This is a genomic window from Ottowia beijingensis (assembly GCF_042680925.1).
Lineage (GTDB): Bacteria > Pseudomonadota > Gammaproteobacteria > Burkholderiales > Burkholderiaceae_C > Ottowia > Ottowia beijingensis.
The window spans coordinates 31,039-43,210 of the sequence record NZ_JBHUEP010000013.1 but is presented as its reverse complement, the minus strand read 5'-3'; the positions used below and the strand labels follow the sequence as shown (position 1 = coordinate 43,210).

General features: G+C 69.2%; 11 protein-coding genes. 3 read left to right on the top strand and 8 right to left on the bottom strand.

The window, feature by feature from the left end; all coding sequences use genetic code 11:
* Positions 1-122: 122 nt before the first annotated feature.
* The 4 genes from ACFSCU_RS17380 to ACFSCU_RS17365 form a co-directional block, all read right to left on the bottom strand.
* Positions 123-941, bottom strand: coding sequence for a molybdate ABC transporter substrate-binding protein (locus ACFSCU_RS17380; RefSeq protein ID WP_180549632.1), 819 nt, complete (start codon positions 939-941; stop codon positions 123-125).
* Complete coding sequence (locus ACFSCU_RS17375) at positions 941-1,768, bottom strand: ABC transporter substrate-binding protein (protein ID WP_377561257.1); 828 nt, start codon at positions 1,766-1,768, stop codon at positions 941-943. Before ACFSCU_RS17375 ends, ACFSCU_RS17380 begins: the two co-directional genes overlap by 1 nt.
* Entirely contained in the window at positions 1,765-2,544 is a 780-nt protein-coding gene (locus ACFSCU_RS17370) for an ABC transporter ATP-binding protein (RefSeq protein ID WP_377561270.1), read from the bottom strand. Before ACFSCU_RS17370 ends, ACFSCU_RS17375 begins: the two co-directional genes overlap by 4 nt.
* 89 nt (positions 2,545-2,633) lie before the next feature.
* On the bottom strand, positions 2,634-3,374 hold the full coding sequence (locus ACFSCU_RS17365) for an ABC transporter permease (protein ID WP_180549634.1): 741 nt from the start codon (positions 3,372-3,374) through the stop codon (positions 2,634-2,636).
* Positions 3,375-3,609: 235 nt separating this feature from the next.
* Here ACFSCU_RS17365 and ACFSCU_RS17360 point away from each other — a divergent pair, with 235 nt between their 5' ends.
* The 3 genes from ACFSCU_RS17360 (at position 3,610) to ACFSCU_RS17350 (ending at position 7,454) form a co-directional block, all read left to right on the top strand.
* A complete protein-coding gene (locus ACFSCU_RS17360) occupies positions 3,610-4,752 on the top strand; it encodes a substrate-binding domain-containing protein (RefSeq protein ID WP_180549635.1) in 1,143 nt (380 codons plus the stop codon).
* A gap of 136 nt (positions 4,753-4,888) precedes the next feature.
* On the top strand, positions 4,889-5,509 hold the full coding sequence (locus tag ACFSCU_RS17355; RefSeq protein ID WP_180549636.1) for a TRAP transporter small permease subunit: 621 nt from the start codon (positions 4,889-4,891) through the stop codon (positions 5,507-5,509).
* A 19-nt stretch (positions 5,510-5,528) separates the two neighbouring features.
* Positions 5,529-7,454 carry a TRAP transporter large permease gene (locus ACFSCU_RS17350; protein WP_377561256.1) on the top strand — a complete coding sequence of 642 codons (1,926 nt, stop codon included), beginning with the start codon at positions 5,529-5,531 and terminating at the stop codon, positions 7,452-7,454.
* Between the two features lie 296 nt (positions 7,455-7,750).
* On the opposite strand, the gene ACFSCU_RS17345 is transcribed toward ACFSCU_RS17350, so the two are convergent.
* The 4 genes from ACFSCU_RS17345 to xseB all read right to left on the bottom strand — a co-directional run bounded on the left by ACFSCU_RS17345 (position 7,751) and on the right by xseB (position 12,011).
* Complete coding sequence (locus ACFSCU_RS17345; protein ID WP_377561255.1) at positions 7,751-8,833, bottom strand: TRAP transporter substrate-binding protein; 1,083 nt, start codon at positions 8,831-8,833, stop codon at positions 7,751-7,753.
* A 109-nt stretch (positions 8,834-8,942) separates the two neighbouring features.
* Positions 8,943-10,850, bottom strand: coding sequence for a 1-deoxy-D-xylulose-5-phosphate synthase (gene dxs / locus ACFSCU_RS17340; RefSeq protein ID WP_377561254.1), 1,908 nt, complete (start codon positions 10,848-10,850; stop codon positions 8,943-8,945).
* A gap of 1 nt (position 10,851) precedes the next feature.
* Positions 10,852-11,775 carry a polyprenyl synthetase family protein gene (locus ACFSCU_RS17335; protein ID WP_180549638.1) on the bottom strand — a complete coding sequence of 308 codons (924 nt, stop codon included), beginning with the start codon at positions 11,773-11,775 and terminating at the stop codon, positions 10,852-10,854.
* A complete protein-coding gene (gene xseB, locus ACFSCU_RS17330) occupies positions 11,772-12,011 on the bottom strand; it encodes an exodeoxyribonuclease VII small subunit (RefSeq protein WP_180549639.1) in 240 nt (79 codons plus the stop codon). The genes ACFSCU_RS17335 and xseB overlap by 4 nt, the downstream gene beginning before the upstream one ends.
* Between the last annotated feature and the right edge of the window lie 161 nt (positions 12,012-12,172).

Genomic DNA, 12,172 nt, shown 5'->3' with positions numbered 1-12,172 from the left:
GGCGCCGCCCCGTTGCCCCCATTACCACCCCATAAGGGAGTATCGCGCTGTATCGCCCTATACACGGGCGCTGGCAGCATGATGCATTGGGAGTATATGGAAACAAAGGTGCTGAAGTAACTCTAACCCGGCGCGCCGAAGCCCAGCCCCTGCAACACCTTTTGCGCGGCCGGCTCGCGCAGGCTTTGCGCAAAGCGCACCGCCGCCGCGGGCGCGCCCTGCCGCACGCCCAAACCGTAGTCCGCACCCACCCGCAGGTTGTCGGGCAGTTGCACCACCTTCAGGCGCGGCACTTCCTTCTGCGCCGCCACGGCGTTGGTGCAGTAGGTCAGGAACACGTCGGCACGCCCTTCGTCCATCAGCCAGGCGTAGGTGCCGCGGCCCGCGGGCGCGGGCGGCGAATCGGGGCCGCCGGTCAGCTTCAGCGCCTTGGCATCCAGCGTGGCGAAGGCGCCGGGGCGCACGCTGTCGGCGCGGCGGAACAGCTGCCACGCGTAGTCGCCCGACGGATCGGCCTTGGGCGTGCTGGTGCCCACGCGCACTTGCGGGTCGAGCAGCGTGGCCAGCAGCGAGTCGGGCGTAGCGTTCACGCGGTCGCTGGTCAGCGCGCACAGCTGGTTGCGCGTGAACACCACCGGCGCCTGCCAGCCGCCCGCGGCGGCCAGGCGCTGCGGATGGTCAGTGTCGGCCGAGGCGAACACCTGCGCGGGCTCGCCCTGCTCGATGCGACCACGCAGCAGGCCCGAGGCGCCGAAGGTCAGCGCCACCTTCTGGCCCGTGCGTGCTTCGTAGTCCTGTGCGATGTTCGTCAACGCCTCGCGCAGGCTGCCAGCGGCGTACACGCGCACCGGCTCGGCGCTGGCAGCGGGTGCGGCGCTATGCATCGAGGAGCACGCCGCGAGCGCCGCCACGGCCGTGGCGGCCAGCAACAGGCGCCGCATCACTTCTCCGCATTGGGGAAGAACAGCTGCTCACCACCGATCTTGTATTCGGCAATGACCTTCTGGCCGGCGGGCGAGGTCACCCAGTCGATGAACTTCTGGCCCTCGGCCTGCTTGACCTGCGGGTGCTTGGCGGGGTTGACCAGCATCACGCCGTACTGGTTGAACAGGCGCTTGTCGCCCTCGACCAGAATGCCCAGATCGGCACGGTTCTTGAAGTTGAGCCAGGTGCCGCGGTCTGCCAGCACGTAGGCGCCGGTGGAGGCCGCCATGTTCAGCGCCGGGCCCATGCCGCAGCCGCATTCCTTGTAGCCGCTGCCCTTGGCGTCCTTCAGGCCGGCCTGGTCCCAGAAGCGCAGCTCGGCGGCGTGCGTGCCACTCTTGTCGCCGCGCGAGACGAAGGGCGCGTTGCCGGCGGCCAGCTTCTTCAGGCCCTCGACGATGTCGGTGCCCTTGACGCCGGCCGGGTCGGCCTTGGGGCCGATGAGGATGAAGTCGTTGTACATGACCGGGTAGCGCTTGACGCCGAAGCCGTCGGCGACGAACTTGTCCTCGGCCTTCTGGTCGTGCACGAACACCACGTCGGCATCGCCGCGGCGGCCGGTGTCCAGCGCCTGGCCGGTGCCCAGCGCCACCACCTTGACGTCGATGCCGCTGGCCTTCTTGAACTCGGGCAGCAGGTGCGAGAACAGGCCCGACTGCTCGGTCGAGGTGGTGGAGGCGACCACGATGGACTGCGCCGAAGCAGCCATGGACGCTACAAAAACAGAAGCTGCCAGCGCAGATTTGACGGCGGCTCGGGGGCCAAAAGACTTGAAAAAACTCATAACAACTCTCCTTTAAGAAACAGATCGGCCTCACGCGAGACGGCACGCAGCACGTCGCGGTTGAAGAAGTCCTGAACGGGCAGATCGGCCAGCACGCGGCCCTGCTCCAGATACACCACGCGCCGCGCCAGCCGCTTGACCTGGCCCAGGTTGTGGCTGGCGAACACCATGGTCAGCGGCGCGGCGCCGGTCTCGGCGGGCGCACCGGTGAACTCCTGCATCAGCGCCTCGACTTCGTGCTTGGCGTGCGGGTCGAGGCTGGCCGTGGGCTCGTCCAGCAGCAGCAGCTGCGGGCGCTGCGCCCAGGCACGCGCCAGTGCCACGCGCTGCTGCTGCCCGCCCGAGAGGCCGCGCGCGCTGCGCTCGGCCAGCGGCGCCAGCTGCACGCGCTCCAGCGCCTGCAGGGCGCGCGCCTTGGCGTCGGCCCAGGGCACGCCGCGCAGCCACAGGCCGATGGCGATGTTGCGCTGCACCGTGGTGCGCAGCATCCACGGGCGCTGGAACAGCATGGCCTGCGCCGCGCGCGGCGGCGCCTGCAACTGGCCAGCGCTGGTGGCGATGAGGCCGTGCACCGCGCGCAGCAGCGTGCTCTTGCCGCAGCCGTTGCCGCCGATCAGCGCCACGCTTTCGCCGGGGGCGATGTGCAGCGTCACGCCGCGCAGCGCGTGCACGGCGCCGAAGTGCACGCTGACGTCGTGCAGGGCGATCAACCGCGTTGCGCCCCCTGCCGCGCTGGGGGCCGGTGGGGGTGCGGGCTGCACCGCCTCTGCGTGCATGGGGTGCGGCGCCCATCCCGACCTTCCCCCGGCGGGGGAAGGCGCCAACCCGGCCTCGCCCGGTTCGCGGGCCGTCGGCAGATCGCGCTTCATGTGGCCACCAGCCCGCGCGTGGCGGCCGTGGTGATGCCGTCCACGCGCTCGCGCCAGCCGCGCACCACGGCGATCAGCGCGTTCAGGATCAGCACCACGGCCAGCAGCACGATGCCGAGGCCCAGCGCCAGCGGCAGATCGCCCTTGCTGGTTTCCAGCGCGATGGCGGTGGTCATCACGCGCGTGAAGCCGTCGATGTTGCCGCCGACGATCATCACGGCGCCCACCTCGGACACGGCACGGCCGAAGGCGGCCATCAGCACCGTCAGCAGCGCGTAGCGCTCGTCCCAGGCCAGCAGCAGCCCGCGCAGGAAGCGGCCCGCGCCCAGCGAAGCCAGTTGCTCGCCGTGCTGCACGTCGGCGTCTTCCACCGTCTGGCGCGTCAGCGCCGTGACCACCGGCACCACCAGCACCACCTGCGCCACCACCATGGCCTGAAAGGTGAACATCCAGCCCAGAAACCCCAGCGGCCCGCTGCGCGACAGCAGCAGGTACACCAGCAGCCCCACCACCACCGAGGGCAGCGCCAGCAGCGTGTTCAGCACCGTCAGCACCGCGCCGCGGCCGCGAAAGCGCGTCACCCCCAGCCACGCACCCGCCGCCAGCCCCAGCCCATAGGCAATGGCGCAGGCGGTGGCGCTCACGGCCAGCGAGCGGGCCACGATGGTCCACAGGCCAGGGTCGAAGTTGGTGATGAGGGCCAGCGCAGTGCGCGCGCTGTCGGCAAAGGTGTTCACGGCGGCGCCGATGCTAAACGCTGGCGCAATGCCCGAGTATTGGGGATGGAGAGCTATGCAAATGATTGCATAGGACGGCGCGTCCGATGAATGGCATGAACATCCGCCGACCTCGTTGCTACTTGATCAATAGCTACCGGCGCCGACTGGATGGGCGCCGGAGGCCGAATTGAGCCTCAATCGGCCGCCCGCGGTCATCGGCGGCGCACGACCCCGGATCGGGCACACTCGCGGGGTGCATCACATTGGTCTTTCCTATTCACTCGACGCCGACAGCGCCGAGCCGCTGATCCGCAACCCGCTCATCGACCTGCTGCAGGCCGTGCGCGCCAGCGGCTCCATCTCGGGTGCCGCCAAGCTGCTGGATCTGTCGTACCGCCATGTGTGGGGCGAACTCAAGCGCTGGGAGCAGACCCTGGCCCACCCGCTGGTGCTGTGGGAGAAGGGCCGCCCGGCCCGGCTGACGGCCTTCGCCGACAAGCTGCTGTGGTCCGAGCGGCAGGCACAGGCGCGGCTGGCGCCGCAGATCGACGCGCTGCGCGCCGAGCTGCAGCGCACCTTCGCGGTCGCCTTCGACGACCAGGCGCACGTGCTGACCTTCTACGCCAGCCACGACGATGCGCTGACCGCGTTGCGCGGCCACACCGCCAGCCTGCCGGGCAGCCCGCGCCTGCACCTGGACATCCGCTTCGTCGGCAGCGTGGACGCGATCCAGGCGCTGAACGAAGGGCGCTGCATCATGGCCGGCTTTCATACCCGCCGCGCGCCGCCCGAGGGCTCGCTGGCCGAGCGCACCTACAAGCCCCTGCTGCGGCCGGGCCAGCACAAGATCATCGGCTTCGCCACCCGCACCCAGGGCCTGATGGTGCGGCCGGGCAACCCGCGCGGCATCAGCGGCCTGCACGACCTGACGCGCGCCAACCTGCGCTACGTGAACCGCGCGCTCGGCACGGGCACGCGGGTGCTGTTCGACGAACTGCTGGCCGAGGCCGGCATCGCCCCCGAGCAGCTGCGCGGCTACGAGCAGACCGAGCCCTCGCACGCCGCCGTGGCGCAGGCCGTGCTGGCCGGGCAGGCCGATGCCGGCCTGGGCATCGAGGCCACGGCGCGCGGGCGCGGGCTGGACTTCGTGCCCCTGGTGACCGAGGACTACCACTTGGTGTGCCTGCAGTCGGCACTCGACGAGCCGCCCGTGACGGCCCTGCGCGACGTGCTGGCCAGCCCCGGCTGGCGCGCCAGCCTGGCCGCGCTGCCGGGCTACGTGCCCTCGCACAGCGGCCAGGTGCGGGCCATGACGCAGGTGCTGCCGTGGTGGCGCTTCGCCCGGCCCAAGGCCGCCGGCCGGCGCGCCGGCACGGCGCAACCGCCGCCCGCCTAGGGAAAGCCTCGTTCCGGCGCCCGCGGCCCGGTCATTACAATCGCTCACTTTTGCTGCGCGGCGCCGTGTCGATCCTCGGTGGCCGCGCCTGCTGTCGCGCCGCACAAGGCGCGCCGCCGCCGATACGGAGACCCCGATGCAAGCGCTGCTCAAAATCTCACGGGCCATCGACTGGCTCAATGCTCAGGTGGGCAAGGTCGTCATCTGGCTCATCTTTGCCGCCACCCTGATCAGCGCGCTCAACGCCGTGGTGCGCAAGGTGTTCAACTACAGCTCCAACGCCTACCTCGAGGTGCAGTGGTACCTGTTCGCCTGGGCCTTCCTGGTGGCCGCCGGCTACACGCTGCTGCACCGCGAGCACGTGCGCATCGACGTGCTGAACAGCCGCCTGCCCAAGAAAGCGCAGGTGTGGATCGACATCATCGGCTTCGCCTTCTTCCTCACGCCGCTGTGCCTGCTGGTGCTGTGGCTGGGCGTGCCCATGCTGATCGACAAGTACGCCTCCGGCGAGGTGTCGCCCAACACGGGCGGCCTGATCCGCTGGCCGGTGTGGCTGGCGCTGCCGGTCGGCTTCGGGCTGCTGCTGCTGCAGGGCTGGTCGGAGCTGATCAAGCGCATCGCCTTCCTGCGTGGCCAGGGTCCCGACCCGATGGGCCGCCTGACCGACCAGAGCGCCGAAGCCGACCTGGCCGAGGCGCTGCGCAAGCAGGCCGAGGCCGAGGCCGCCGCCCCGAACCCCGCGCCCGCGGCCCGCTGATCACCAGAAGGCACGCAGCATGGAGTTCCTCACCGCCAACTACGCCCCCATCATGTTCGTGGGGCTGATCTTCTTCCTGATCCTGGGCTTTCCGGTCGCCTTCAGCCTGGGCGCCTGCGGACTGTTCTTCGGCTTCCTGGGCATCGAGCTGGGCATCTTCCCATCGTCCATCATGGCCTGGCTGCCGCAGCGGCTGATCGGCATCATGGCCAACGACACGCTGCTGGCCGTGCCCTTCTTCACCTTCATGGGCCTGGTGCTGGAGCGCAGCGGCATGGCCGAGGACCTGCTCGACTCGGTGGGCCAGGTGTTCGGCCCGATGCGCGGCGGCCTGGCGCTGGCGGTGATCTTCGTCGGCGCGCTGCTGGCGGCCACCACCGGCGTGGTGGCGGCGTCGGTCATCTCCATGGGCCTGATCTCGCTGCCCATCATGCTGCGCTACGGCTACAGCCGGCCGCTGACCAGCGGCGTCATCGCCGCCTCGGGCACGCTGGCACAGATCATCCCGCCCTCGCTGGTGCTGATCATCATGGCCGACCAGCTCGGCCGCAGCGTGGGCGACATGTACAAGGGCGCCTTCGTGCCGGCCTTCATGCTGGTGGGCATGTACGTGCTCTACATCGTGCTGCTGGCCATCTTCAGGCCCAGCATGGTGCCGGCGCTGCCGCCCGAGGCGCGCACCTTCCGCGAGCCCAACGGCAAGAGCGGCCACCAGTCGCTGCTGGTGGTGGCCGTGGTGTCGGCGCTGGTGTCGATCTTCCTGGCGCGCCACATGGCCGACGTGCACACCTGGTGGGAGGGCAAGCTGGTCGAATCCGTGCCGACCGACGAGAAGATCGTCGTCGCCATGTGCGGCGGCGTGTTCGTGGCCTGGCTCATCGCCGTGGTCAACCGCTTCCTCAAGCTGGGCCTGCTGTCCAAGCTGGCCGAGCGCGTGACCTTCGTGCTGATCCCGCCGCTGCTGCTGATCTTCCTGGTGCTGGGCACCATCTTCCTGGGCGTGGCCACGCCCACCGAGGGCGGCGCCATGGGCGCGGTGGGCGCGCTCATCATGGCCTGGCTGCGCGGCCGCATGAGCTGGTCGCTGCTGAAGCAGGCGCTGGCGGCCACCACCAAGCTGGCCTCGTTCGTGATGTTCATCCTGATCGGTGCCACCGTGTTCAGCATGGTGTTCCAGGCCGCCGACGGCCCGAAATGGGTGGAGCACCTGCTGGCCGACCTGCCGGGCGGCCAGGTGGGTTTCCTGATCCTGGTGAACGTCATGATCTTCTTCCTGGCGTTCTTCCTCGACTACTTCGAGCTGTCCTTCATCGTGGTGCCGCTGCTCGCCCCGGTGGCCGACAAGCTGGGGATCGACCTGATCTGGTTCGGCGTGCTGCTGGCGGTGAACATGCAGACCTCGTTCCTGCACCCGCCGTTCGGCTTCGCGCTGTTCTTCCTGCGCTCGGTCGCACCCGACAAGCCCTATGTCGACAAGGTGACCGGCAAGGTGATGGACCCGGTGACCACGATGCAGATCTACAAGGGCGCCATCCCGTTCCTGTTCATCCAGCTGGTGATGGTGAGCGTGCTGATCGCCTTCCCGCAACTGGTCACGGGCAGCCTGGACAAGAAAGTGCAGGTCGACATGGACGCCATCGGCGCGCAGATGCGCGAGAGCCTGGGTTCCGGCGCCGGCTACGGTGGCGCAGAAGCGGCCGGCGGCAGCGACTGGAGCAGCGGCTCGGCCTGGGGTGACGGCGGCAGCGAAAGCGGTGCGGCCAAGCCCGAAGGCGCCGACGCCGGCTGGGGCAACGATTCCGCCTGGGGCGACGAGTCGTCGGCAACCGAGCCGGCGACCCCGGGCTCTGAAGCCGCGCCGGCGGCCCCGGCCGCCCCTGCCACGGAGGGCTACGGCGCCGACGACCCCATGAAGGCGATGCAGGATGCGCTGAAGACGCAGTGAAGCGCCGCACGGCGGTGCGGGCCCGGCGTCCGCACCGCCGCTGAAAGCATCCCCCGGGGGGGGGACCTTCCAGATTTTTTGCCCCATGACAAACGGCTTTTGCGCCCGATCATCGGGCGCAAGCAGCTCTCTTTTTCATACTGCTTTGTGGCGCTCAATGGCTATCGCCTGATTTTGCTCATGGCATGGCGCAGGAACCGTACCGAAGGCCGGCGCGCACCAGCCGCCAGCCAAGAAAAAAGCCGCTCTCGATGAGCGGCTTTTTTCGTTCCGGGCGCATCGCCCGGCGGCGGGCGTCAGATTTTGACGCTGTTCATGTACTGGTTGTACGGGAACTCCGAGAAACGGTTCCACAGGATCTGGTCGCGCTGGAAGGCGCGCATGTCCTGGTGGATCTTCTTGAACTCGGCCGACTTGGCGTCGTTCTCGGCAAAGGCTTCCATGGAGGCCTTGAAGCCCGCATCCATCACCGCCTTGGGGAACAGCGTCAGCTTGGTGCCGCTGGCCACCAGGCGCTTGAGCGCCTGCGGGTTCTGCGCGCCGTACTTGGAGGTCATGTCGGCGGCGGCCACCTTCATGGCCGCATCCAGGATGGCCTTGTTCTCGGCCGACAGCGTGTTGTACTTCTTGACGTTGACGAAGAACTCCAGATCGGCACCGCCCTCCCACCAGCCGGGGTAGTAGTAGTACGGCGCGACCTTGTTGAAGCCCAGCTTCTCGTCGTCGTACGGGCCGACGAATTCCACCGCGTCCAGCGTGCCCTTTTCCAGCGCCTGGTACACGTCGCCGGCAGGCATGGACTGCGCCACCACGCCCAGCTTGGCCATGGCCTCGCCGAAGATGCCGCCGCCCAGGCGCATCTTCAGGCCCTTCAGGTCGCCGGGGGTCTTGATTTCCTTGCGATACCAGCCGCCCATCTGGGTGGTGGTGTTGCCGCCGCTGGCGGTCTTGAAGTTGTACTTGGCGAAGAACGCATCCAGCAGCTTGCGGCCGTTGCCATGGTCCTTCCAGGCGTTCATCTGCAGCGTCGTCGGGCCGAAGGGCACGGCGCAGCTCAGCGAGAAGATCGGGTCCTTGCCGGCGAAGTAGTAGGCGGCGGACTGGGCCATCTCGATGGTGTCCTTCTCCAGCGCGTCGACCACGCCGAAGGCGGGCATCAGTTCACCCGCGGGGTGCACCGACACCTCGAACTTGCCGCCCGACAGCGCCTTGACGGTCTGCGACATCTTCTCGGCGCTGCCGAAGATCGTGTCCAGCGACTTGGGGAAGCTCGAGGCCAGGCGCCAGCGCACGGCCGGCTGCGCGTGCACGGCAGGGGCCACGCCGGCGGCCAGAACCCCGGCAATGCCGGCGCGCTTGATGAGGGAACGACGATCCATGGATGAATACTCCTTGATTGACATTGAGAACACGGAAGTGTAACGGCCGGTTTATCGGCACGGACTAGGGATTCACCTGTCCGCGGCCGCGAAGCCGTGAACAAGTCGGTCAGGCGACGATCTTCAGCGCCGGGGATGCCGCGCTGGCCAGTTCGCCGAAGCGCTGGCGCACCGACGCCTCGATGCCGGCGGCGTCCAGCCCCTGCAGGCTGAGCAGGCGCGCCGGATCGCCGTGCTCGATGAACTCGTCGGGCAGGCCCAGCTGCAGCAAGGGCTTGACGACGCCGGCTGCGGCCAGCGCCTCGGCCACGGCGCTGCCGGCGCCGCCCATGACGGCGCCCTCTTCCAGCGTGACCAGGGCCTCGTGGCCGGCGGCCACCTGCAGCAGCAGCTCGGTATCCAGCGGCTTGGCCCAGCGCATGTTGACCACGGTGGCGCCCAGGCGCTCGGCGGCCTGCAGCGCCGGGTACAGCAGCGGGCCGAAGGCCAGGATGGCGATGCGCTGGCCGGTACGGCGAATCTCGCCCTTGCCAAAAGGCAGCGCCGACAGGTCTTGCAGCGGCTCGGCGCCCACGCCGGCGCCGCGCGGGTAGCGCACCGCCACGGCGTGGTCTTGCGCGAACGCCGTGCTCAGCAGCTGGCGGCATTCGCGCTCGTCGGCGGGGCAGGCCACGCTGACGTTGGGAATGCAGCGCAGGTAGGCAATGTCGTAGTTGCCGGCGTGCGTGGCACCGTCGGCGCCCACCAGGCCGGCGCGGTCGAGGGCCAGCACCATGGGCAGCTTCTGGATCGCCACGTCGTGGATCAGCTGGTCGTAGGCGCGCTGCAGGAAGGTGGAATAGATGGCCACCACCGGCTTCAGCCCTTCGCAGGCCAGGCCGGCGGCAAAGGTCACGGCGTGCTGCTCGGCGATGCCGACGTCGTAGTAGCGATCCGGAAAGCGCTTGTGGAACTCGACCATGCCCGAGCCTTCGCGCATGGCGGGCGTGATGCCGACCAGGCGCTGGTCGTGCTCGGCCATGTCGCACAGCCACTGGCCGAACACCTGCGTGAAGGTGGGCTTGGGCGGCGTGGCGGGCTTGACCAGGCCCACGGCCGGGTCGAACTTGCCGGGGCCGTGGTAGGCCACCGGGTCGGCCTCGGCCAGCTTGTAGCCCTGGCCTTTCTTGGTCACCACGTGAAGGAACTGCGGGCCTTCCTGCTTGGCCATGCGGTCGCGGATGTTCTCCAGCGTGGGGATGAGCGAATCCAGGTCGTGCCCGTCGATGGGGCCGATGTAGTTGAAGCCGAACTTCTCGAACAGCGTGGCCGGCACCACCATGCCCTTGGCGCCCTGCTCGATGCGCTTGGCCAGCTCGAACAGCGGCGGCACCGGGCCCAGCACGGTGCGGCCCACGTTCTTGGCGGCGGCGTAGAAGCCGCCGCTCATCAGCTGCGCCAGGTAGCGGTTGAGCGCGCCGACGGGCGGGCTGATGCTCATGTCGTTGTCGTTCAGCACCAGCAGCAGGCGCGCATCGCGCTCCACGCCGGCGTTGTTCAGCGCCTCGAAGGCCATGCCGGCGGTCATGGCGCCGTCGCCGATGATGGCCACGGCCTTGCGGTCCTCGCCCTTCTGGCGCGCGGCCAGGGCCATGCCCAGCGCGGCGGAGATGCTGGTGGACGAATGCGCGGTGCCGAAGGTGTCGTACTCGCTCTCGTCGCGGCGCGGAAAGCCCGAGATGCCACCCAGCTGGCGCAGCGTGGGCATGCGCTCGCGCCGGCCGGTCAGGATCTTGTGCGGGTAGGTCTGGTGGCCCACGTCCCACACCAGGCGGTCCTGCGGTGTGTTGAAGACGTAGTGCAGTGCGATGGTCAGCTCCACCGTGCCCAGGTTGGAGCTGAGGTGGCCGCCGGTCTTGGCCACGTTCTGCAGCACGCATTCGCGCAGTTCGTCGGCCAGCCCTTTCAGCTGCGTGCGCGGCAGGCGGCGCAGCTCGGCGGGGTCGTGGATGGAGTCGAGAAGGTTCGTGGAAGCCATGTCAGTTCTTGCGGTTCACCACCAGATCGGCCAGTGCGCGCAGGCGCGAGACGTCGCGCAGGCCGCTGGCATCGAGCGCGCCATGGGCCTGGGCGCGCAGTTCGTCGGCCAGGGCCTGCGACGCGGCCAGCCCCAGCAGTGACACGTAGGTGGGTTTGTCGGCGGCAGCGTCCTTGCCCGCCGTCTTGCCCAGGGCGGCGGAATCGGCGGTGACGTCGAGGATGTCGTCCACCACCTGAAACGCCAGGCCGATGGCGGCGCCGTAGTCGTCCAGCGCCTTGCGCGCGGCCGTCGGCACATCGGACGCGCAGGCCGCGCCCATGCGCACGCTGCCCTGCAGCAGCGCGCCGGTCTTCAGGCGGTGCATGGCGCGCAGTTCGGGCTCGGCCAGCGGCTTGCCGACGCTGGCCAGGTCGATGGCCTGCCCGCCGGCCATGCCGTGGGCCCCGGCGGCGCACGCCAGCAGGCGGCACAGATCGGCCTGCATGGCGGGCGGCACCGCGTCGCCCTCGGGCGTGAGCAGTTCGAACGCCAGCGCCTGCAGGGCATCGCCTGCCAGCAGCGCGGTGGCTTCACCAAACTGCACATGCACCGTGGGCTTGCCGCGGCGCAGCACGTCGTTGTCCATGCAAGGCATGTCGTCGTGCACCAGCGAATAGGCGTGGATCAACTCCGCCGCGCAGGCGGCGCGCAGGGCCGCCTCGGCATGGCCCTGCACCGCCTCGGCGGCAGCCAGCACCAGCAACGGGCGCAGGCGCTTGCCGCCGTCCAGCACGGCGTAGCGCATGGCCTCGCCCAAGCCGGCCGGGGTGCTGGCGGGCACCCAGTCCGACAGGGCCTGCTCGACACGCGCGCCCTGCGCTGCCATCCAGGCCGAAAAATCCGTCACGCTCGATGCTGATCCGTTCAAAACCACCCCGTTCATTCCGCCGTCCACGGCTTGATGGCGCCGCTGTCGTCGAGCACCTTGACCTGGTCTTCCACCGCCTGCAGGCGGTCGCGGCAGTAGCGCAGCAGCTCGGTGCCGCGCTGGTACTGGCCCAGCAACTCCTCCAGCGGCAACTGGCCCGACTCCAGGCCGGCCACCAGCTGCTCGAGCTGCTGCACGGCATCGCCATAGCTGGCGGGCGCGGCGGGGGTGGCGGGTGCTTTTCGGGACATGGCGGGCAAAGGTGCCTATTTTAGGTGCGCCCCCGCCACACCGCGGGCAAAGCGCACAGAACGCGGCCCCGGACTACAGGCTTGAAAACTGCACAACCACCCTCATCCGGGTAAAATAAAAGGTTCCCTTGGCCTCAAAAACCACTGGGTTCGCGCGCCCA

Bases quoted from the DNA above. Each gene is read 5' to 3' on its own strand.
- ACFSCU_RS17370 (WP_377561270.1), bottom strand. From the start codon at position 2,544: ATGCACGCAGAGGCGGTGCAGCCCGCACCCCCACCGGCCCCCAGCGCG.
- ACFSCU_RS17345 (WP_377561255.1), bottom strand. From the start codon at position 8,833: ATGGATCGTCGTTCCCTCATCAAGCGCGCCGGCATTGCCGGGGTTCTG.
- dxs (WP_377561254.1), bottom strand. From the start codon at position 10,850: ATGGCTTCCACGAACCTTCTCGACTCCATCCACGACCCCGCCGAGCTG.
- ACFSCU_RS17355 (WP_180549636.1), top strand. From the start codon at position 4,889: ATGCAAGCGCTGCTCAAAATCTCACGGGCCATCGACTGGCTCAATGCT.
- ACFSCU_RS17335 (WP_180549638.1), bottom strand. From the start codon at position 11,775: ATGAACGGGGTGGTTTTGAACGGATCAGCATCGAGCGTGACGGATTTT.
- ACFSCU_RS17350 (WP_377561256.1), top strand. From the start codon at position 5,529: ATGGAGTTCCTCACCGCCAACTACGCCCCCATCATGTTCGTGGGGCTG.
- ACFSCU_RS17375 (WP_377561257.1), bottom strand. From the start codon at position 1,768: ATGAGTTTTTTCAAGTCTTTTGGCCCCCGAGCCGCCGTCAAATCTGCG.
- ACFSCU_RS17380 (WP_180549632.1), bottom strand. From the start codon at position 941: ATGCGGCGCCTGTTGCTGGCCGCCACGGCCGTGGCGGCGCTCGCGGCG.
- xseB (WP_180549639.1), bottom strand. From the start codon at position 12,011: ATGTCCCGAAAAGCACCCGCCACCCCCGCCGCGCCCGCCAGCTATGGC.